Below are 21435 nucleotides of genomic sequence, written 5' to 3'. Positions count from 1 at the left end.
ACTTCGACGACACGACCTAGAGACGGGGCGGGGCGGTGGAGAGCCGGAACTTGAGCTCGGTCGAGAGCTCCATCCGGGGGCTGACCAGCGGCTGGCCGTCCAGGAGCTGGAAGAGCGTGCGGGCCGCGAGCCGGCCCATCTCCTCCAGCGGCTGGCGCACCGTCGTCAGTGGCGGTGACAGCCATTCGCACATCGGCAGGTCGTCGAAGCCGACGACGCTGAGGTCCTGCGGGATGCTCAGCCCGCCCTGCCGGGCGGCTTCGTAGACGCCCATCGCCTGCTGGTCGCTACCGGCGAAGATGGCGGTCGGCGGCTCGGGAAGGGCGAGCAGTTCCCGGGCGCGCTGGAACCCGCCCTCGTGCTGGAAGTCGCCGAACCGGATCAGGTCGCGGTCGACCTCGATCCCGGCCCGCTCCAGCGCGGCGCGGTACCCGTCGATGCGGGCCTGGCTGCAGAGCATCTCCTTGCGCCCGCCGATCGCGGCGATCCGGCGGTGCCCCAGCTCCAGCAGGTGCTCCGTGGCGGCGAGGCCGCCCGCCCAGTTGGTCGCGCCGATGCTCGGCACACCGTTGCCCGGCAGGTCGATCGGGTCGATGACCACCAGCGCCACCCCTGCCTGTTCGACCTGGGCACGCTGGGCCTGGGTGACCGAGGCGGTGACGAGGATGACGCCGTCGCTGTGGTGCAGGACCGGCAGGGCGGCCCAGCTCGACGGCGTGGCCTCGCCCGGCGGGACGAGCGACACGACGGTGCCGACGCTCCGCTGGGCGCACTCGGCCTCTACGCCGCGCAGTATTTCCACCGCCCACGCGCTGTCCAGACCGCCGATGATCAGGTCGACCAGGCCTGACCTGCGGGCCCTGGCCTGCCCGCCGGGGTGGAGGTAGTTGTGGGAGCGCAGCAGGCCCTCGATCCGTTCGCGCGTCGAGGGTGCGACATCGGAGCGGCCGTTGACAACTTTCGACACGGTGGCCTGGGAGACCCCTGCCTCCGCGGCGATGAGGGCCAGGGTCGGACGCTGCTCGCTCAACTTCTCTCCTCTGCGCGAACGTCTTGGGCTCACGACAGGTATCGCAAACTTTCGAAGAGTTTCCGGTCGGTGCGACCAGGTTGTCAAGCTCCAACTGCGTTGCTGCATCGGGGAAATCGGTAAGAAGGCTTGACCCAGGAGTCACGCGTTCCTAGTTTGTGGCAGCACCGAAGCGAGGATTTTGCGAAACAGTTTCGAAATCGAACCGCATTCCCCACCCCGGAGGTCCCATGGCCAGCACACCCCCGAGCCGACGAAGCTTCCTGGCGCTCTCGGGCCTGACCGCTCTGTCCGTCTCGCTGACCGCGGCCTGTGGCGGCGGGGACTCCGGCTCGGGGCCGACGGCCGGCGGCAAGGTGAGCTTCGCGTGGTGGAACATCGCCACGACGGAGCCGGGTAAGTCCCTCTTCCCGCAGATCTCCTCGGCGTTCACGGCCGCTCACCCGAACATAACGATCAAGACGACCTCGTTGGAGAACGAGGCGTTCAAGTCCAAGCTGACGGCCACCACTTCGTCGGGCAAGCTCCCCGACGTCTTCCAGACCTGGGGCGGCGGCGTGCTGCAACAGCAGGTCGACGCGGGTCTGGTGGAGGACCTCACGGACGTGCTCGGCTGGTCGTCCGAGCTCACCCCGGTCTCGCTGCAGGCCTATCAGTTCGAGGGCCGGACCTACGGGGTGCCCTACGACGTCGGCATGGTCGGCTTCTGGTACAACAAGAAGCTCTTCGCCAAGGCCGGGATCACCGCTCCGCCGGCCACCTGGGCCGAGTTCCTCGAAGACGTCAAGAAGCTCAAGGCGGCGGGCGTCACTCCGATCGCCCTCGCGGGCAAGGAGAAATGGCCCGGCCACTACTACTGGGCCTACCTCGCGATGCGCGTCGCAGGCCTCCCCGCGCTGCAGCAGGCCGCGACCACCAAGGACTTCACCGGCGCCGGCTTCGTCCAGGCAGGCGCCCACCTCAAGGAGCTGGTCGACCTCCAGCCGTTCCAGACCGCCTTCCTCGGCGCCGGCTACGCCACCCCCGGCGGCCAGGCCGCGACCATGGGCAACGGTCAGGCCGCCATGGAGCTGATGGGGCAGTGGGGACCGTCGGTCCAGAAGGACGCGGGCGCCGACCTCGGGGCGGACCTGGGCTTCTTCCCCTTCCCCACGGTCGACGGCGGGGTCGGCCGGGCCACCGACGTGTTCGGCGGCGGCGGTGGCTTCGCGCTGCGCAAGGGCGCGCCCAAGGAGGCGCTGGACTTCCTGAAGTTCTTCGTCCTGGACAACCAGTCCAAGCTGCTGGCCTCCAACGGCTACCTGCCGGTGGTCAAGGGCGCGGAGAGCCAGCTCGCCGACCCCAACAGGAAGGTGGTGGCAGAGAGCCTGGTCAAGGCGACGGGCTTCCAGCTCTTCCTCGACCAGGCCTACCCGCCGGCGGTCGGCCAGGAGGTCAACGACAGCGTCGCCGACCTCATCGCGGGCAAGAAGACGCCCGAGCAGGTCACCAAGTCGATCACCGAGGCTGCGAAGGGTGCCTAGCTCCGTGTCCACCCTGACCAAGGAGCGGACGCAGGACGCCGGGCCGGTGGGCCCGCCCGCCCCGGCACGCTCGCTCCCTCGCCGGCTGGGAAGCTGGGCGTCCGTCGCCTGGTTCCTCGTCCCGGCTCTGGTCCTCTTCCTCGTCTTCGTCCTCGCCCCGATCGCGGTCGCCGTCTACACCGGCTTCTTCAAGTGGGGCGGGGTCGGCCCCCTGGAGGAGTTCGTCGGCTTCGGGAACTACGCCACCCTCTTCCGGGATCAGGTCTTCCTCGGTGATCTGGAGCGCGGGCTGTACCTGATCACGCTGTCGATCACGGTGCAGTTGCCGTTCGCGCTGTTCACCGCCGTCCTGCTCAACCAGAGGCTGCGCGGCCGGGCCGTCTACCGGATGCTCTTCTTCGCGCCGTACATCCTGTCCGAAGTGGTCACGGCGGTCCTCTTCACGATGATCTTCCTTCCCGGTGGCGGCATGGCCGACCATCTCGCGGGCGCCCTCGGGCTGGAAGGGCTGCAGGGCAAGTGGCTCGCCGATCCCTCGACGGTCATGCCGACCCTGTTCGTGGTCATGACATGGAAGTACTTCGGGTTCCACATGATGCTCTTCCTCGCCGGACTGCAGAGCATTCCGGGCGAGATCCTCGAGGCCGCCTCCATCGACGGCGCCGGCGCCTGGCAGCGCTTCCGGCACGTGACGCTGCCGTTGCTCGGCCCGACGATCCGGATCAGCGTCTTCCTTTCGGTCATCGGTGCCATCCAGCTCTTCGACCTCGTCTGGGTCATGACCGCCGGCGGGCCCAACCACTCCTCCGAGACGATGGCGATCTCGATGTTCCAGTTCGGGTTCAAGCGCTACCAGGTCGGCTACGCCAGTGCGATCAGCGTGGTGCTGTTCATGATCAGTCTGGTCTTCTCCCTCTTCTACCAGCGCTACGTACTGCGCCGTGACCTGAGCGGGGCCGTCACAACGGGAGGTGGCCGATGAACGCCCGCAGAACGGCACGCGGCCTGTCGCTGCACGCCGTGGTCTGGATGATCGGCGCGTTCGTCGTCGTGCCGCTGGTCTACGCGGTGATCTCCGGGTTCAAGAGCACCGCCGAGCTGACGACCAACCCGTTCGGGCTGCCCGAACACTGGAAGACCGGCAATTACACCGGCATTCTCGGCGATGGAATGTTCTGGCGGCAGATCGCCAACAGCGCGGGCATCGCGATCGGCACGACGTGCTGCACGGTGGCGGCGTCCGCGATGGCGGCGTTCGTGCTCGCCCGCTACGCCTTCCGGGGCAGAGAGCTGTTCTACACGCTGTTCACGATCGGGCTCATGTTCCCGTTCGCCGTGGCCGTCCTGCCGCTGTTCCTGCTCCTGCGCAACTTCGACCTGCTCGACAACCCGCTCGGAGTGATCCTCCCGCAGGCGGCCTTCGGACTCCCGATGACGATCATCATTCTGCGGGGGTTCTTCCGGACCATTCCGGCAGAGGTCGAGGAGGCGGCCGTCATGGACGGCTGCGGCAAGTTCCGCTTCTTCTGGAAGATCCTGCTGCCGATGGCGCGTCCGGCGCTCGGCACGGTGTCGGTGCTGGCCGTCGTCGCGAGCTGGAACAACTTCTTCCTGCCGCTGCTGGTGTTCAACGACCCCCAATGGCAGACGATCCCGGTCGGCGTCCAGCAGTTCCAGGGCCAGTACTCGACCGACTACGCGCTCGTCCTCGCCTACATCGTGCTCGCCATGGTCCCCGCCCTCGCCTTCTACGCCGTCGCCGAGCGGCAGTTGATCGGCGGACTCACCGCGGGCGCCACCAAGGGCTGATTCGTCCCGCACGACATCCACCCCCGAGGAGACGTTGTGAAACGCCTGATCGCCCTGGCAGTCCCAATTTTGTTAGCGCTAACAACGCAGGCCGCGGCCGCCCCCACCACCGCGCGAAACGGCATCGACTTCCGCACAGCGCTCCAGTCCATGGACGGATTCGGCTTCTCGATGGCCTTCCAGCGGGCCGACCTGCTGCACGGCGCGCGGCCTCAGCCCGGCCAAGCAGCGCGAAGTGCTCGACCTGCTGCTCAGCAAGGACAAGGGCGCCGGCCTTTCGATCCTGCGCCTGGGCATCGGGTCGTCGACCGACAGGGTCTACGACCACATGCCGACGATCCTGCCGGCCGATCCCGGCGGGCCGGACGCCACGCCGAAGTACGTCTGGGACGGCTGGGACGGCGGCCAGGTCTGGCTCGCGAAGGAGGCCAAGTCCTACGGCGTCAAACGGTTCTACGCCGACGCCTGGAGCGCCCCGGCCTTCATGAAGACCAACGGAAGCGAGAACGGCGGCGGCGAGCTGCGGCCCGAATGGCGTCAGGCCTACGCGAACTACCTCGTGCAGTACGCGAAGTTCTACCGGCAGGAAGGCATCGGGATCACCGACCTGGGATTCACCAACGAACCCGACTGGACGGCGACCTACGCCTCGATGCGGTTCACCCCGCAGCAGGCCGTCGACTTCCTCAAGGTGCTCGGGCCGACCGTTCGCGCATCCGGGCTGAGGACCGAGCTGGTCTGCTGCGACGCCGCCGGCTGGGACCGGCAGGCCGCCTACACCGAGGCCATCGAGGCGGACCCCGCCGCCGGCAAGTCGGTGCGGGCCATCACCGGCCACCGCTACAGCGGTCCGACCGCGGTCCCGCAGCCGACCGACAAGCCAGTGTGGATGTCGGAATGGTCTCCGGACGGCGCCACCTGGAACGAGAACTGGGACGACGGCAGCGGCTACGACGGTCTCGCCGTCGCGGCCGACATCCAGAACACACTGACCGTCGGAAAAGCCAGCGCCTACGTCTACTGGACCGGCGCGTCCCTCGGCGCGACCCGGGGGCTCATCCAGCTGGCCAACCCCGGTGACGACTACCGGGTGTCCAAGCGGTACTGGGCCCTGGCCGCCTTCAGCCGCTTCATCCGCCCCGGCGCCGTCCGCGTGCCGGTCACGAAGGCGGACCCGGCACTGCAGATCACGGCCTTCCGCAACACCGACGGCAGCCGCGTGATCGAGATCCTCAACACCGCGACCAACGAAAGCTCCGCCGAGTTCTCTCTCCGCGGCGGGCACGACCGCCGCCCCGACGGCTACGTCACCGACGAGACCCGCTCGATCACCCCGGCCGACATCGTCTCCATGCACGGCACGACCCTCAAGGCGACGATCGCCCCACGCGCGCTGACCACGATCGTCCTCGACTGAACCGACCATCACCGCAGGAGTAGTCCGTCATGCCCATTCCCAGGTCAACGTCCCAGATTTTCACCGCTCTGTCCGCCGCCGTCTGCCTGGCGGCCGGCCTCGCCGCCGCGCCCGCATCCGCCGAGCCCCGCCCCAGGACGCTCGGAGAACTGGCCAAGAAGCACCACAAGTACTTCGGCTCGGCCACCGACAACCCCGAGTTCACCGACGCCGCCTATCTGAAGCTCCTCGGCAGCGAGTTCGGGCAGACCACCCCCGGCAACGCCATGAAGTGGTACGCCACCGAGCCCGAGCGCGGCGTCTTCGACTTCACCGCCGCCGACGAGGTCGTCTCGTTCGCCAAGGCCCACCACCAGAAGGTCCGCGGCCACACCCTCATCTGGCACAACCAGCTCCCCGCCTGGCTCACCGAGCGCGCCTGGACCGCCGACGAACTGCGCGCCGTCCTCAAGAACCACATCCAGACGGAAGTCCGGCACTTCAAGGGCCAGGTGATCCATTGGGACGTAGTCAACGAGGCCTTCAACGAAGACGGCACCTACCGCGAGACCCTCTTCTACAAGACGCTCGGCCCCGGCTACATCGCCGACGCCCTGCGCTGGGCCCACGAGGCCGACCAGCACGCCAAGCTGTACCTCAACGACTACAACGTCGACTGGATCGGACCCAAGAGCGACGCCTATTACACCCTGATCAAGCAGTTGAAGGCCGACGGCGTCCCGGTGGAGGGCTTCGGCATCCAGGGCCATCTGGCGCTCCAGTACGGCTTCCCCGCCGATGTCCGGCAGAACATGCAGCGCTTCGCCGATCTCGGGGTCGAGGTCGCGATCACCGAGCTCGACATCCGGATGAACCTCCCCGCGACCCCTTCGAAGCTCGCCACCCAGGCCACCTGGTACGCCGACTACGTCAAGGCCTGCCTGGCGGTCGAGAAATGCGTCGGCATCACCATCTGGGACTACACGGACAAGTACTCGTGGATCCCCTCCGTCTTCCCCGGTGAGGGCGCAGCGCTGCCCTACGACGAGAACCTGCTGCCCAAGCCGGCCTATCACTCGATCAGGAAGGTGCTGGGCGGATGATCCGAACGGCGATCGTCGGAGCGGGCGGGATCGCGGGTCTCTGCCACGTTCCCGCCCTCCGGGCGCAGGCGCACCGGGCCGTGATCGTGGCCGCCGTCGACGTGGACGCCGCGCGCGCCGAGGCGTTCGCGGCCGAACACGGCATACCCGCGGTCTACACCGACCTGCACACGATGCTCCAGGAGCAGAGGCCGGACCTCGTGCACCTGTGCACGCCTCCGTTCCTGCACGCCGACCAGGCCGTGGTCTGCCTGGAGTCGGGCGCGTGGGTCTGGTGCGAGAAGCCGGTGGCCCTGTCGCTGGCCGAGCTCGACCGGATCCGCGGCGCCGAGGGGCCCGCCGTCGCGGGCGCGGTGTTCCAGCACAGGTACGGCTCGGGGGCCGGGTACCTGCGTGACCGGATCGCGGCCGGGACGCTGGGCCGTCCGCTCGTCGCGCAGTGCGTCACGGCGTGGTACCGCGACGACGCCTACTACGACGTGCCCTGGCGCGGCAGCTGGGAGGGTGAGGGCGGTGGCCCGACTCTGGGCCACGGCATCCACCAGATGGACCTGATGCTCGCGGTGCTCGGCGAATGGACCGAGGTACGCGCGATGGCCGGCCGCCTCGAACGCGAGATCCAGACCGAGGACGTGTCCGCGGCCCTCGTCCGGTTCGAGAACGGAGCCATCGCGACGGTCGTCAACAGCGTCCTTTCCCCGCGGGAGGAGAGCTACCTGCGGTTCGATCTCACCGACGCCACGGTCGAACTGCGCCATCTGTACGGCTACTCCAACGCGGACTGGACGTTCACCACCAGCTCGAAAAGCGTGAAGTGGGAGCCGCCGGAGGACCTGCCCAGCTCGCACACCGCCCAACTCGCGGCCTTCCTGGACGACTACGAGGCGGGGATCCGGCCCGACCTCGGCAGGCCCACCATGGAACTGGTCACCGCCTTGTACAAGGCCGCGATCACCGGCCTGCCGGTCCGGCGCGGAGAGATCGACGCGGCCGACCCGTTCTACGGCTTGCTCAACGGAGGCCGCCCGGAGGTGTTCCGATGACCTTCGAACTCATCGAGGACGAGGACTCGCTGACCGTCCGAGCTCGCGGCGTCGACCTCTTCCGGTACGTGCACCGGCCGGTCATGGACCCCTTCGAGGCGCCGAAACCCTACCTCCATCCGGTGCGCACGCTCGCCGGCGACGTGGTCACCGGCTACCGGCCGCACGACCACCGCTGGCACAAGGGCATTCAGATCACGGCGTCGTGGGTGTCGGGGCACAACTTCTGGGGCGGCGGAACCTACTTGCGCGGCCAGGGCTACGTGGACCTGCCGAACCTCGGCACGATGCGCAGCCTCACTCTGTCCGCCGAGACGGTCCGAGGCCGCGCCGTGATCACCGAAGCCCTGGCCTGGTACACGATGGCGGGGGAGCACTGGATCGACGAGCGCCGCACGCTGACCGCCCGGGACGTCGAGGCCGACTCCTGGACCCTGGACGTCACCACCGCACTGACCAACGTTCGGGGCGCCGGTCTGCTGTTCGGTAGCCCCGGCACACAGGGCAGAAGGCTCGCCGGATACTGCGGCCTGTTCTGGCGCGGCCCGCGCGATCTCACCGGCGGCGACGTGATCGGCCCCGCGATGGGCGAGCAGGGTGACTGGCTGGCCTTCACCGGCACGCACGACGAGGTCGACCGCTCCTCCACGCTCCTGTTCCTGGACGATCCGGACGCCCCCTGCGACTGGTTCGTCCGCAGCGAGCCCTTCCCAGCCGTCAACCCCTCCCTGGCATTCGACGAGGAACTGCCGCTGGCCCCGGGCGAGACCATGTCGCGCCGCTACCGGATCGTCGTGGCCAACGGCGCGTGGACCCCCGGGCGCCTGTCCCGCCACATCGCGGAACACTCGTGGTGACCCCGTTCCCCGGCGGCGTGGGGATCTCCGGGCTGACCGTGTACGACTGGGAGGCCGCCGACGGGCTGTGCGGCGGCACGCCCCACATGCACCTCGTCTGCTCCGAAGCCTACGTAGTCACCGGCGGCGCGGGCAGCGTCCAGACGCTCACCACCTCCGGGTTCGCCGACACCCCGCTGCACCCCGGCGACGTCGTCTGGTTCACCCCCGGCACGATCCACCGCCTCGTCAACGACGGCGGCCTGCGCCTCGTGGTGCTCATGCAGAACGGCGGACTCCCCGAGGCGGGCGACGCCGTCTTCACCTTCCCTGCTCCGCTCCTGGCCGATCCCCACGCCTACCGGAGGGCGGCGGCCCTGACCGGTGACCATTCCGCGGCAGCGCGCCGCCGCCGCGACTTGGCGGTCGAGGGTTTCCTGGCCTTGTGCGAAGGCGGGTTGCCGGAGTTCCACATCGCAGCCCACCGCCTGAAGAGCGAGCTCCTGGACGCCTGGTGGATCCGCTGGCGTGACGGCCCCATGGCCGCTGCCGTCACGACCGGCCGTCAGCTGGAACGGCTGAAGGCCGGAGACCTCTCCCACCTCGACCACGGCGAAGTGTCGCGACTGGAGCGTCCGGAGCACCAACGCTTCGGCATGTGCGGCCGCCTTCACACCTATCCCGTCCCCGACCCCCCAATACGGCTGTTCCGCGGTCCGTCGGGGTCACCTCATCCCCACCCTCCAAAGGAGCCCTTCTGATGTGGTTTCGCCATCCCTCCCCGGTCCACCTGAGGCGACGCCTGCTCGCCGTCCTCGCGCCCTTGCTGCTCCTGGCCACCTTCCTCAGCGTCCAGCCCGCCAGCGCGGCGACCGTCGACCCCAACGCCTCCTACGTGCTGGTCAACCGCAACAGCGGCAAGGCCCTGGACGTCTACAACCTGGCCACCGGCGACGGCGCCCGCATCACCCAGTGGACCCGGAACGATCAGAACCAGCAGCAGTGGCAGTTCGTCGACTCCGGCGGCGGCAACTACCGCATCAAGTCCCGCCACTCCGGCAAGGTGCTGGACGTCCAGAACGGGTCCACCGCGAACGGCGCCTCGATCGCCCAGTGGGCCGACGCGAACGGGACCAATCAGCAGTGGCGGCTGGCCGACAGCTCGGACGGCTACGTGAGGCTCATCGCGCGCCACAGCAACAAGGCCCTCGAAGTACAAGGCGGCTCCACCGCCGACAACGCGAACATCGTCCAGTACGACGACTGGGGCGGCACCAACCAGCAGTGGCAGCTCGTCAAGGTCGGTGCCGGCAACCCCGGTGCGTGCGCTCTTCCGTCGACCTACCGCTGGACCTCGACGGGCGCGCTGGCGCAGCCCAAGTCAGGGTGGGCCTCGCTCAAGGACTTCACCGTCGCCCCCTACAACGGCAAGCATCTCGTCTATGCGACGACGCACGGCGCCGCGGGAACGGGAGCGGGCTGGGGTTCGATGAACTTCGGCCTGTTCGGCAACTGGTCGGAGATGGCCTCGGCCAACCAGAACACGATGTCGAACTCCGTCGTCGCGCCCACGCTCTTCTACTTCGCGCCGAAGAACATCTGGGTGCTCGCCTACCAGTGGGGAGGCGGGAGCGCCTTCTCCTACCGGACGTCGAGCGACCCCACGAACCCCAACGGCTGGTCCTCGCAGCAGGTGCTCTTTTCCGGAAGCATCACCGGCTCCACCACCGGCCCCATTGACCAGACGCTCATCGCTGACGGAACGAACATGTACCTGTTCTTCGCCGGTGACAACGGCAAGATCTACCGGGCCGCCATGCCGATCGGGAACTTCCCGAGCAGTTTCGGCTCGACCTACACAACGATCATGAGCGACACGCCGGACAACCTGTTCGAAGCCCCGCAGGTCTACAAGCTCCAGGGCCAGGACCGCTACCTGATGATCGTCGAGGCGAGCGGCCCGCAGGGCCGCTACTTCCGCTCGTTCACGGCCACCAGTCTGAACGGCTCGTGGACGCCCCAGGCCGCGACCGCGAGCAACCCCTTCGCCGGGAAGGCCAACAGTGGCGCCACCTGGACCAACGACATCAGCCATGGCGAACTGATCCGCACCAGCGCCGATCAGACCTTCACCGTCGATCCCTGCAACCTGCAGTTCCTCTACCAGGGGCGGGACCCCAACTCCGGCGGCGACTACGGCCAATGGCCCTACCGGCCGGGTCTGCTGACACTGCAGCGCTAACGGTGTGACACGGGTCCGGCTCCGGAGCGGAGCCGGTGTGGCGGGCTCGGCGGAAGGCCGAGCCCGCCCGGGTCATGCGAAAACGATCAAGCTGAGGCCGTAGCCCGTCAGTCGTTGTGGCGCGCGATCCGGCGCCGAGCGGCGAGGCCCAGGACCGCGGCAGTGGCGGCGGCGAAAGCGCCGCCGCCCAGCATCACCGTTTCGGTGCGTACCCAACCGGTTGCCGGTTCACTGGTCGGTGCGGGGCCCGGCTCGGCGGTGGAATTGAAGGTGACGTCCCCCTGCGTGGTGCTGTCATGCACGCACGACTCGCAGTGCGCCATGAAGAACACGTGGCTGATCCCGACTTCGCCCACTGAGGCCTGTGCGGGGCCGCTCGCGAGTACTGCCGCGACCGCGGCGCCAAGGAGCGCCACGCCCGCGCCCATCCGGGAAAGCTTCATGGTCACCGTGCCGGCCCCAGGAACTGGGTGGCCGCCAGGCGTGCGTACAGGCTGTCTTGGTCGAGCAGTTCCATATGGGTGCCCACCGCTCGTACCCGCCCCGCGTCCATCACCACGATCCGGTCGGCGTGGGTCACCGTGGAGAGGCGGTGTGCCACGACGAGGACGGTGGTGGTTCGGGCTGCCTGCGTGATGACGTCGCGTACCGCCAGTTCGTTGACGGCGTCGAGCTGCGAGGTCGCCTCGTCCAGGAGCAGGAGCCGGGGTTTGCGCAGCAGGGCGCGGGCGATCGCGATGCGCTGCCGCTCGCCGCCCGACAGCTTGGTACCGCGGTGTCCGACCGGGGTTTCCAGTCCCTGCGGCAGGCGGTCCACCAGCGTGTCCAGCTTCGCCCGGACCAGGACGTCGTGGATGTCCTGGTCGGCCGCGTCGGGCGCCGCGAAGATCAGGTTCTCCCGCAGCGTCCCGGCCAGAACCGGCGTGTCCTGCTCCACGTATCCGATGGCGCCCCGCAGCTCCGGCAGCGACCAGTCCCGGACGTCCTTGCCGTCGATCAGAACCCGGCCTCCGGTCGTCTCGTAGAACCGCTCGATCAGCGCGAAGACGGTCGACTTGCCCGCTCCCGAGGGGCCGACGAAGGCCGTCATGCCGCCGCTGCACACCTCGAAGTCGACCTGGTGGTGGACGGGCGGAAGGTCATCGCGGTAGCGGAAACCCACGTCCTCGAAGCGGACCGCCGCCGGGCCGCAGGCCGCCGCCGATGTTCCGGGGCGCTCGGGGTGCTCCTGGTCCAGGGGCTCCGTTTCGAGCCGCTCTACTTCGTCGATCCGGGCGATGGCCGCTGATCCCTCCTGATACGCGGAGGCCGCTTGGACCAGCCTTTCCACCGGCTCGATGACATAGAAGAGGTAGAGCAGGAAGGCGATCAGAGTGGACACGGGGATCGCTCCGGAGGCCACGCGTGCTCCGCCGACCCCGAGCACCGCGAGGAACGACAGCTGCATGGCCAGACCGACCGACCCCTCCGCCACCGCCTCCCACTTCGCACTCGTCACGCCGTGCCGCCACGACCGCTGCAATGCCGCGTCGGCGACCGCGTTCTCGCGCTGTTCGGCACCTGAGGCCTTGACCGTCCGCAGCGCACCGAAGATCCGCTCGAGGACGGAGGAGACCTCCCCGACCGCCTCCTGCGCACGCTCGGTGGCTTGCGCGATCCTGGGCATCACCAGGCCGACGGCCCCGCCGATCAGCACGCCCACAGACAGGGTGACGCCGAGCAGCACGGCGTCCATGAAGGCCATCATGACGATGGCCGCGACCAGCGTTACGACGCCGGTGGCACCGTTGACGAGCGCCTGGGTGGTGACGGCGCGCAGGAGCGTCGTGTCGGAGGTGACCCGGGACATCAGGTCGCCCGGCTGGTGCCGCTCGACCTCCGTGAGGCGCAGCCGCAACAGCCGGCCGACCAGGGTGCGGCGGGCGGCCAGTACGACCGACTCCGCGATCCGCTCCAGCACGTACGCGCCGAGCGCCTGGAGCACCGCGCCCAGCACCACGAGCGCGGTGAGGGCCAGGAGGATCCTGCTGATCGTCTCGCCGGAGCCCAGCCGGTCCACGAGGACCTTCGTGGCCAGGGGCTGCAGCAACCCGCTCCCGGCCCCGATCAGGGTGAGCAGGGCGGCGAGCGAGACGGCCTTGTGGTGCGGTCGGAAATGGGCGTACAGCGCCTGGAACGTCTTCGGGGCGGTCAGTCGTGCGGTGTCGGCGGCCGATGGGTCGGTCGCGGTCATGACGTGGTCCTTTTGTCGTCCGGTTGCCCGGTCACTGCGGTCGCGGATCTGAGCACCAGGTCGTGCCGGTGTGTCAACTGGGGGCGGAGTGTTCAGCCGGACAGCCCGGCGAGGATCCCGCCGGCGTGGTGGACCAGGCCGGCGTACTGATCAGGCCGGAGGACCGCCAGGATTCCGGCCGCCGCGAGGAAGACGAGGAGGCCGGCTTCCCGGCCACCCCTGAGATGTCCGTGCGACGAGTACCTGCCGTCTCGGTCCACTCGCTTGTCGTCCATGCGTCCAGACTCGGCGAGGGGCAGGCTCACGGGTATCCGACAGTCATCCGGACCCCAACCCCCAGGTGGCTGGAGCAGACCCCCCAGGTGGCTGGTGTGCCCACTGGTGAGGTAGGGCGGTGTCAGCGGCGAGCCGCGCGCGGCGTGTCCGGGCCGGGGTGGGGCAGGAGGGCAGGCCACCCCGGCCGGACCTCATCGGATGTACTTCGCCGGCTTGGTGGCGGCGTTGAGCAGAGATTCCAGCGGTCCGCGGCGGAAGAAGCGGGACCAGAGCGCGGCGAACACGATCGCCCCGAGGACGAAATTGATCAGCGTCACCCAGGACCCCTCGTCGTAGGTCGCGCCCAATCCGGGCAGCCAGCCCTGTATGACGAAGTGGCCGACGTAGGCCGTCAGGGACATGGCGCCCACGGCGATGATCGGTTTCGCCAGACGGTGCAGGAGCGGCAGACGGTCCATCAGCACCGTCGCGCACACGATCACGAGGATCGCGACGCCGACGCTGCCGATGATGTCGAACGTGGTGCCGCTGTGCGGCCCGGCGGACAACAGATCCGAGGCCGACCTGCGGGCGTCGAAGGATCCGCCGGCGGAGGACGCCGCCTCGGAGCCGCCGGACGGCTTCCCGCTCTCCGCCGTGCTCCGCAGCGCGTCCTTGCCCGCCAGCAGCAGGGACGTGCCGTACGCGGCCACGGTGAGGGCGGCACCGAGTGCGGCCAGGCGCCGCTGGACGGTGGTGGCGGACAGGTCGAGTCGGGCCAGCGCCATCCCGGCGATCACGAACGGCATCCACGTGATCGTCGGGTAGAAGCCGGTGAACAGCAGATCGAGCACTCCCAGGTCGCTGAGCCGGTGGAGCGGGTCGTAGGCGTTGATGCTCTGCCGGACCGGCTGGGTCAGCAGCGAGTTCAGGGCGAATGACAGCTGTGGTGTGACTAGGGCGAGGCCGGCCGCGATGATCGCGAGTGTCCTGGCCCGCAGTCGCACCAGGGGCAGGGCCAGCAGGAAGTAGACCCCGTAGAAGGCGAGGATGACCACTGACCCGTATTCCATGGCCATCACGGTGCCCAGCGCCAGCAGGATCACGGCGCGGATCGCGATCCGGGCCTTCGCCTGCCGGCCGGCCAGGCCGGTCTTCGGCTCGCGGCGGCCGGCGATCAGCACCAGTGAGAACCCGGCGAGGGTGGCGAACAGGACCGACGAGTGACCGTCCGACATGTACCGGATCCAACTGCCGACGCCGTCCGTGGCCGACAGCGCGGGCCAATGTGCACGACGTACATGCCGAACACCGCCAACGCGCGGGCCAGGTCCACCCCGACGAGGCGTCCCATCGACGGACCGGGCGAGGCCGGCACGGCGGACTCGGGCGAGTTTCGAGGCTCAGGAGGCGAGGTCTCCAGGGGCGGCTGCATCTGTTTCATAGGGAGAATCTCGCGGTGACGCGGGATCCGGGCCATCCGGCAGGCTTCGGTAACGGCCCCGCCGGTCGGCGGTGACCACCCCGCCGACCGGCGGGCGTTGTCCCGACCGGTCCGGCAGGATCAGGCAGTCGGCGGGGCTGTGCGCACGCCTGCCCACAGCCCCCCGGCCTTCAGCCTTCGAACCGGTCTACCGCACTGTCACAGGTAGCGGTCGATGCTGGGCAGGAGCTCCTGGAAGGTTTCTCCGGCCGCGGGTTCGCCGATGGCGGCCAGCTGCCAGCCCTCGGGCAGTCGGATGACCTTGGCCATGATCTGGGCGGTGTGGGAGCCCCCGCCGGACAAGGTGTAGTGGGCGAGTTCGCGGCCCGTGGTGTCGTCCACCAACCGGCAGTAGGCGTGTCCGACCTCGTCGAAAGTGACTCCGGTGAAGGAGTTCACGGTGAAGACGATCTGATCGATCTCCGGGGGGACGCGCGTGAAGTCGACGGTGATGGCTTCGTCGTCCCCCGGTCCGTCGCCGCCGGTGCGGTTGTCGCCGGAGTGCCTCACCGCGCCGTAGGAGCTGACCAGGTAGTTGAAGTAGACGACCTCCAGCATCTCCCGGCCCGAGTACATCAGTGCGGAGGCGTCGAGGTCGATCTCCTTGGGCCCGATCAGTTTTCCGAGGAACCCTTGCGCTGGGCTGCCTGCCAGCCCAGGCCCATGCGTACCCGGATGAGGGGGGCGCGTCGGACTTGGCCAGGCTGATCGTCTGGCCTTTGGCGAGGACTGTGGACATATAGAGGCTCCCGGGATTGATCAGGGGGCTGGGGCTGGGGCCGGGCGGGTGCGGCGGCCCGGTGGGGCCCGCCGCCCGCACGCGGAGGGGGGGGTTCCGCGTGGACGGCGCGGGCGGCGGGGGCTGGGTGGCTCCGGTGTCAGAGACGGACGCCGAAGTCCTGGGCGATGCCGGCCAGGCCGGAGGCGTAACCCTGTCCCACGGCGCGGAACTTCCACTCCGCGCCGTTGCGGTACAGCTCGCCGAAGACCATCGCGGTGTCGGTGGCGGCGTCTTCGCTCAGGTCGTAGCGGGCGAGCTCGGCCCCGCCGTTCTCGTTCACCACGCGGATGTATGCCTGCCGCACCTGGCCGAAGTTCTGCGAACGCGCGGTGGCGTCGTGGATGGAGACTGGGAAGACGACCCTCACCACGTCGGCCGGAAGGGCCCCGAGGTTCACCTTGACGACCTCGTCATCTCCCTCGCCCTCACCGGTGAGGTTGTCGCCGGTGTGCTCGACCGAACCGTCCGGACTCTTGAGGTTGTTGTAGAAGACGAAGTGCGAGCTGGAGGGGACTTCGCCGCCCTCGTTGCACAGCAACGCGCTCGCGTCGAGGTCGAAATCGACGCCGGCCGTGGTGCGCACGTCCCAGCCGAGGCCGATCAGCACCGCGGTCAGGCCCGGGGCCTCCTTGCTCAGGGAAACGTTGCCGCCTTTGGACAGCGAAACACCCATGGGGTTCTCTCCTTGCTCTTGGTGGGATCCGGCCCGGCCCGACGGTGCGGGACGGTGCCGGTGGATGGCCGCGGCGGCAGCACCGGCGAGCAGGGTGCGGGTGGTGATCGACATCGGGGGCTCCATGCTTCTGCGCTCGGCCGACGCGTCGGCCAGGTGTCGGGATGGCGTCCGCCGGGCGGTCCACACCGCGCCGGTAGGGGCCGGTCGTCCGGAAACTTTCATTCCCCGGCCGCGGGTTCGCCGATGGCGGCCAACTGCCAGCCCACGCGCAGGCGCACGAGCTTGGCCATGATCTGGGTGGTGTGGGTGCCCCCGCCGGACACGGTGTAGCGGGCGAGTTCGCCGCCCGTGGTGTCGTCCACCACACGGCAGTAGGCGTGTCCGACCTTGTCGAAGGTCACCCCGGCGAAGGAGTTCACGGTGAAGACGACCTGATCGACCTCCGGGCGGACCCGTGTGAAATCGACGGTGATGGCTTCGTCGTCCCACGGGCAGCAGCCGCCGGAGTGCCTCACCGCGCCGAAGGTGCTGACCAGGTAATTGAAGGAGACGGCCTCCACCACCTCCCGGCTGGGTTGCTCCGGTGCCGGAGGCTGGCGCCGAAGTCACGGGCGATGCCGGTCGGGGCGGAGGCGTAGCCCTGGCCGGCCGCGCGGATCTTCCACTCCGCGCCGTTGCGGTACAGCGTCACGTATCGCTCTGGGCGGGTGGTATCCGACAGGTGTCCGGTTCTCCCCGCCGACCGGCGGGTGCGCCACCCGTCGACCGGCGGGCCCGCGTCGTTGCCGCCGGCCGCCACGGTGATGGTGTAGGCGAGCAGTGGGGCGACCAGCACGAGGATCCGGCGCGACTGTTCGGTCATGCGGTGCGTGCGGTCGGCCGAGTTCATCAACCAGGCCAGCAGCGGCCCCAGCAGGATGCCGACGATGAGTGCCTTCGCCGCGGACGGAAGGGCTGTGCCCAGTGCCTGCATGGGCGTGAGGGCTTGGGTGGTCGCACCGGCGAGGATCAGGGCGAACAGGAAGATGGGCGACACGATTCCGTCGTTGTAACCGCTCTCCACGTTCCGGACGTTGCGCACCCGTGCGGCGATGCGCGTGTCGCGCACCAGTGTCTCGGCCGGGGCGAAGTCGGTCGGAACGATGACGCACGCGATCAGCAGCAGGATTACCACGGGCAGTGCGGGCAGCAGCAGCGAGCCCAGCAGGAGCATCGCGGCCAGACTCAGGGGCAGCGCCACCAGCAGTGCCGGGCGGCCGCGCCGGGATCTTTGCCGAACGGTCGCCCGCCCGGCAGCTCGGTCGCGTCGACGAACAGCAGGACCGCCAGGATGACCTCGGCCACGTGCTGGGCGACCTCGGAGTTCAAGGTGGCGGCGATCTCGTTCTGGGTGAACAACCCGGTGATGATCCCGGCGAGGACCAGCACCAGAGGGGCCCTGATGTGCCGCCGGTCCAGCCATCCGGCGAGGAGCGCCCATTCGGCGGCCACAGCCGTAATCACGATCAAGGTGGAGAGCATGGGATTCCTGTTTCGGGGCGCAGAACGTTACGGATACGGGGCGAAGAAGGGGCCGGGCCGTGCGCGTCGGCGCTTCGCGCGCAGGCGGAACTGCCACCGAGCGGCGGGATGCCCGCTGGCGATGGACCGGACTACGTGTGTGAGGTGGGCTGTGCGGTCAGTCCGCGCGGGACGGGATCCGCATCCGCACCCGGTAGCCGCCCTCGCCGGTCGGTCCGGACTCGAAGGCGCCGTGCAGGATGTCGGCGCGCTCCTTGAGGCCCAGCAGGCCCTGGTGTGCGCCGGGCAGGGGCAGTGAGGGGCGGGACGGCGGGCCGTTGGTGACCGTCACGCCGACGGCGTCGCCGTCGTGCCACAGCTCGACGGTCGCCGTGGCTCCGGGGGCGTGCTTGCGGACGTTGGTCAGCGCCTCCTGCACCGTGCGGTACAGAGCACGTTGGGCGGGCGTGCCCACAGAGGCTGGGAGATCGCCTGTGAGCTCTGCCTCGATGCCGCTGGACGCCACCAGTCTGCGCAGGTCGGCGAGGGTGGGCTGTGGGGTGAGTTCCGTCGCGGCTCCGCCGGAGGCGCGCAGAAGCGTGACCATGGTGCGCAGCTCGTCGAGGGTGTCCACGCTCAGGGAGCGGATGGTGCGCGCCGCTTCCCTGCTGCCCGCGTCCTTGGCCGCCACTTGCATGGCTCCGGCCTGAACCGCGATCAGGCTGACCTGGTGGGAGACGACATCGTGCATCTCGCGGGCCAGCTGGGCGCGTTCCCGGGCCAGGACGGCCTGGGCGTGCAGTTCGCGCTCGTGCTCCCGTGCTTCCTCGATCTCCGCCAGACGCCGTGCCAAGTCCCGCCGTACCTGGACCAGCTGACCCAGCAGGACCGGGGTGGTGGCCGTCGCCAGGTTGTACAGCAAGAAGATCAGCGTCCATGCCCGGCTGCTGGACGGGTCATCCTTCAGCGGGGACTGCACGGCCATGGCGATCGCGGACATGAAGGCGCATGCGCCGAGCAGCCGACGGTCACGCGAGCGTTCGGCCAGGGTGTAGAGGGCGGCGACCGGGGCGACCAGGATGTCCTGGGCCAGCGTGGCCGGCAGGGTGAGCAGGAAGACGGCCAACGGGAACCGCCGGCGCAGGGCCAGGGCGCCGCAGGCGATCGCGGCGAGCGCGAAGCCGAGCGGGGTGCCGTCCCAGAGGCTGAGCCATGCGTCCAGCGCGGCGAGGGCGACCAGAGCGGCATCCCGCGCAGGTGGCGGTACCCGATTCCACAGCCGCTTCCCCAGTGCGGCGCTCACCGGCCTCCCCGGCCGGCGTCCAGCAGCCCGGCTCGCTGGGCGAGCAGCGCCGCCTGGACCCGGCCGGCCACCCGCAGTTTGGTGAGGATGGCGCTGACATGGTCCTTGATCGTGCCGGTGCCCAGATGCAGACGGGTTCCGATCTCGGCGTTGGACAAACCTTCCGCCAGCAGCACGAGCACGTCCCGCTCCCGGTCGCTCAGCCGCTCCACGCGGGCCGCCTCCTCGTCCACGGCCGCAGGCCCCGCGGCAGCAGGATGCGTGCGCAGCAGGCTCCGGGAGGCCTTGGAGGACATCACCACTCCACCGTCGGCCAAGGTCCTGACCAACTGGGGCAGGTGATCCGGTTCGGTGTCCTTGAGGAGGAAACCTGCCGCGCCCGAGTGGAGGGCCGTGAGGACGTACTCGTCGGTGTCGAAGGTGGTGAGCATCGCCACAACAGGGGGAGCGGGCAGGGCGCGCAGCTGAGTCAGAACCGTGAGGCCGTCCACGTCCGGCATTCGGATATCGAGAAGGACGACATCCGGACGGTGTTCCCGCACCGCGTCGAGGGCGTCCCCGCCCGACGCCGTGGCGACGACCTCGATGTCCTCTGCCGCGCCCAGGATGAGGCCGAAACCGGATCGGACCAGCGCCTCGTCATCCACCACCACTACCCGAATCACGTGCGTCGCACCCCGTCGTCAATCGAACCCCGTCGTACCCGACCCTAGGGTCCCTGGGCATCTCCGGCGACGTCGTGAGCCCGGGTCCAGCCGGTAGGGGGGTGCGTTCCCGCCAGTCGGCGGAGGCGTCGGTACGTCTCCGCTACCGCGCCGCCGGGCAGGGCATCTGGGAGCGGCCGGACCGGAATGAGGGCTGGCGGTGCGTCACTCTGCCCATCACTGATCCAGTTGGGCAGCAGAACAGACGGCCGGTGGGGTCGCGGACCAGGGCGGTGAACCGCTGTGCGATCTCGCGGGCGCGAGCGATGTCCGGGACCGGTGCTGAGGGCTCTGATGCTGGCTCTTGCTGACTTCCAGGTCCCAGCCGAGGGTGATCGCGTGGAGGGGTTTGCTCATGGACCCTTCGGCTGCCACGGACGGACTGCCGCAGGTGAGCCTCTTGCGAGGCCGCAGTCCGCTGGCGGTCTGCCGCGGAGGTCCGCGCGCGATGTTGTGGGCATTGGACAAGAGACGGCGTCGAAGCCGCTGTCACGTCAGCAGGGGGCTCCTTCGTCGCCGGGTGCGCATGCGTGCCCACGCCGGGTGTCGACCTTGCTTGGGAGGGTCCTGCCCGCCGGGCCACCGCAGCGTGTTGAGTTGGACGTGGACCCGAAAGCCGCTTCGCCGCCGGATGTTGATGTGGAAGAGGGCGAAGTCATCCCGGCCATGATCCGGCGTGGCCGTCAGGTCGGGGGCTCGCAGGGCGCGGCCACGCAGACCCAGGTGTGGCGCTTGGGCGGATCGATGAGGATGCCAGTGTCGGAGCCGACCTTCCCGTGGTCCCCGCCGCCGAAGCGGTCACGGGAGACCAGAAGGAGGCTCGACCCGCGGTCGACGGCGCCGGGATCGCCGGGGGCCACGACGCGGTCGTCCGCGAGGAGGGCGTGGGGAGCCGCAGTGGTGGCGGCGAGCGCGGTCGACGGGACCAGCAGGCCGCTGACGACCGCGGCGGCCGAAGCGGCCAGGGTGAGGAGGCAGGGCATCCGGAGGGAGGGGGGCATGGGAACTCCAGGGTTTGATGGTTCTGTGGATCGGTGGTCCGCAGGAGCGGACCTGGAGCGTTCAGTACGCCTCGTCCGCCCCCGCACGGTCACGCCCCGGGATCCCGTGTCTTGACATGGGCCGGCGGTGCCGTTCGATGTGGGGCGCGGTATGAGTACCACGCGCAGGGGGACTGAGTAGGGGCACCGTGGTACGGCGCGCCGGGGGCCTGTTCAGTGGTGCCATGACCGAGACCAACCCCGCAGGCGCGTCAGGCCCTTCGGTGCGGTGCACGAAGCCGTGCCAGTGGTGTGGGCGCCCCGTACCGCAGCGCTTCCCCGTGTTTCCCAAGCTCCATTGCGACACCCGGCACTGGATCAGCGATGTGCGCGCCAACTTCTGGCGCCGGTTCTGGGACAACCTCTGACCTTGTCGTTTATCGTCCAGGTGTCGAACGCCCCTCGCACTTGAGCGGCGTTTTGGCAGTTCAGCGGATATAGGGGCGGCCTTCGCCTGATCCTGTGCTCCGGCCAAGGA

At 69.3% G+C, this 21435-nt stretch carries 20 protein-coding genes and 3 pseudogenes; 10 read left to right on the top strand and 13 right to left on the bottom strand.

The window, feature by feature from the left end; all coding sequences use genetic code 11:
* Positions 1-16: 16 nt before the first annotated feature.
* A complete protein-coding gene (locus OG247_RS00815; RefSeq protein ID WP_327250310.1) occupies positions 17-1030 on the bottom strand; it encodes a LacI family DNA-binding transcriptional regulator in 1014 nt (337 codons plus the stop codon).
* A 230-nt stretch (positions 1031-1260) separates the two neighbouring features.
* Here OG247_RS00815 and OG247_RS00810 point away from each other — a divergent pair, with 230 nt between their 5' ends.
* The 9 genes from OG247_RS00810 to OG247_RS00770 all read left to right on the top strand — a co-directional run bounded on the left by OG247_RS00810 (position 1261) and on the right by OG247_RS00770 (position 10982).
* Positions 1261-2553, top strand: a complete 1293-nt coding sequence (locus tag OG247_RS00810; RefSeq protein ID WP_327250309.1) for an extracellular solute-binding protein — start codon at positions 1261-1263, stop codon at positions 2551-2553.
* Between the two features lie 85 nt (positions 2554-2638).
* Positions 2639-3535 (top strand): carbohydrate ABC transporter permease, encoded by an 897-nt coding sequence (locus OG247_RS00805; RefSeq protein ID WP_267036930.1) that lies wholly within the window; start codon positions 2639-2641, stop codon positions 3533-3535.
* Complete coding sequence (locus OG247_RS00800) at positions 3532-4362, top strand: carbohydrate ABC transporter permease (protein WP_327250308.1); 831 nt, start codon at positions 3532-3534, stop codon at positions 4360-4362. The genes OG247_RS00805 and OG247_RS00800 overlap by 4 nt, the downstream gene beginning before the upstream one ends.
* Positions 4363-4597: 235 nt before the next feature.
* Positions 4598-5779 carry a glycoside hydrolase family 30 protein gene (locus OG247_RS00795; protein ID WP_327250307.1) on the top strand — a complete coding sequence of 394 codons (1182 nt, stop codon included), beginning with the start codon at positions 4598-4600 and terminating at the stop codon, positions 5777-5779.
* Positions 5780-5808: 29 nt separating this feature from the next.
* On the top strand, positions 5809-6861 hold the full coding sequence (locus OG247_RS00790) for an endo-1,4-beta-xylanase (protein WP_327250306.1): 1053 nt from the start codon (positions 5809-5811) through the stop codon (positions 6859-6861).
* The gene (locus OG247_RS00785) at positions 6858-7904 is read left to right on the top strand and encodes a Gfo/Idh/MocA family protein (protein ID WP_327250305.1); all 1047 of its coding nucleotides are present in this window, start codon (positions 6858-6860) and stop codon (positions 7902-7904) included. The genes OG247_RS00790 and OG247_RS00785 overlap by 4 nt, the downstream gene beginning before the upstream one ends.
* Positions 7901-8761 carry a PmoA family protein gene (locus OG247_RS00780; RefSeq protein ID WP_327250304.1) on the top strand — a complete coding sequence of 287 codons (861 nt, stop codon included), beginning with the start codon at positions 7901-7903 and terminating at the stop codon, positions 8759-8761. Before OG247_RS00785 ends, OG247_RS00780 begins: the two co-directional genes overlap by 4 nt.
* Positions 8758-9501: a cupin domain-containing protein gene (locus tag OG247_RS00775; protein WP_327257296.1), complete on the top strand. Its 744-nt coding sequence runs from the start codon at positions 8758-8760 to the stop codon at positions 9499-9501. Before OG247_RS00780 ends, OG247_RS00775 begins: the two co-directional genes overlap by 4 nt.
* Positions 9501-10982: a non-reducing end alpha-L-arabinofuranosidase family hydrolase gene (locus OG247_RS00770; RefSeq protein ID WP_327250303.1), complete on the top strand. Its 1482-nt coding sequence runs from the start codon at positions 9501-9503 to the stop codon at positions 10980-10982. The genes OG247_RS00775 and OG247_RS00770 overlap by 1 nt, the downstream gene beginning before the upstream one ends.
* A 107-nt stretch (positions 10983-11089) precedes the next feature.
* On the opposite strand, the gene OG247_RS00765 is transcribed toward OG247_RS00770, so the two are convergent.
* The 12 genes and pseudogenes from OG247_RS00765 to OG247_RS00710 all read right to left on the bottom strand — a co-directional run bounded on the left by OG247_RS00765 (position 11090) and on the right by OG247_RS00710 (position 20918).
* Positions 11090-11431: a hypothetical protein gene (locus OG247_RS00765; RefSeq protein ID WP_327250302.1), complete on the bottom strand. Its 342-nt coding sequence runs from the start codon at positions 11429-11431 to the stop codon at positions 11090-11092.
* Entirely contained in the window at positions 11428-13215 is a 1788-nt protein-coding gene (locus tag OG247_RS00760) for an ABC transporter ATP-binding protein (protein WP_327250301.1), read from the bottom strand. Before OG247_RS00760 ends, OG247_RS00765 begins: the two co-directional genes overlap by 4 nt.
* A gap of 92 nt (positions 13216-13307) precedes the next feature.
* Positions 13308-13490, bottom strand: coding sequence for a hypothetical protein (locus OG247_RS00755; protein WP_327250300.1), 183 nt, complete (start codon positions 13488-13490; stop codon positions 13308-13310).
* A 192-nt stretch (positions 13491-13682) separates the two neighbouring features.
* Positions 13683-14824 (bottom strand): annotated as a pseudogene (locus OG247_RS00750) (DUF418 domain-containing protein).
* A gap of 288 nt (positions 14825-15112) precedes the next feature.
* Positions 15113-15692: pseudogene (locus OG247_RS00745) on the bottom strand (TerD family protein).
* 139 nt (positions 15693-15831) lie between these two features.
* Positions 15832-16407, bottom strand: a complete 576-nt coding sequence (locus tag OG247_RS00740; RefSeq protein WP_327257295.1) for a TerD family protein — start codon at positions 16405-16407, stop codon at positions 15832-15834.
* Positions 16408-16628: 221 nt separating this feature from the next.
* Entirely contained in the window at positions 16629-16925 is a 297-nt protein-coding gene (locus tag OG247_RS00735; RefSeq protein WP_327250299.1) for a TerD family protein, read from the bottom strand.
* Positions 16926-16999: 74 nt separating this feature from the next.
* Positions 17000-17650 (bottom strand): annotated as a pseudogene (locus OG247_RS00730) (cation:proton antiporter domain-containing protein); the annotation flags it as partial.
* Entirely contained in the window at positions 17635-17931 is a 297-nt protein-coding gene (locus tag OG247_RS00725; RefSeq protein ID WP_327250298.1) for a hypothetical protein, read from the bottom strand. The pseudogene OG247_RS00730 and the gene OG247_RS00725, both read right to left, overlap by 16 nt.
* A gap of 157 nt (positions 17932-18088) precedes the next feature.
* Positions 18089-19213 carry a sensor histidine kinase gene (locus OG247_RS00720; protein ID WP_327250297.1) on the bottom strand — a complete coding sequence of 375 codons (1125 nt, stop codon included), beginning with the start codon at positions 19211-19213 and terminating at the stop codon, positions 18089-18091.
* Entirely contained in the window at positions 19210-19878 is a 669-nt protein-coding gene (locus OG247_RS00715) for a response regulator transcription factor (RefSeq protein ID WP_327250296.1), read from the bottom strand. Before OG247_RS00715 ends, OG247_RS00720 begins: the two co-directional genes overlap by 4 nt.
* Positions 19879-20600: 722 nt before the next feature.
* Positions 20601-20918 (bottom strand): hypothetical protein, encoded by a 318-nt coding sequence (locus OG247_RS00710; protein WP_327250295.1) that lies wholly within the window; start codon positions 20916-20918, stop codon positions 20601-20603.
* Between the two features lie 224 nt (positions 20919-21142).
* Between OG247_RS00710 and OG247_RS00705 the strand changes: the two genes are divergently transcribed.
* Positions 21143-21325, top strand: a complete 183-nt coding sequence (locus tag OG247_RS00705) for a hypothetical protein (protein ID WP_327250294.1) — start codon at positions 21143-21145, stop codon at positions 21323-21325.
* Positions 21326-21435: the final 110 nt, after the last annotated feature.

The organism is Streptomyces sp. NBC_01244, from assembly GCF_035987325.1.
GTDB lineage: Bacteria > Actinomycetota > Actinomycetes > Streptomycetales > Streptomycetaceae > Streptomyces.
This window is presented reverse-complemented; position numbering and strand designations above follow the sequence as displayed.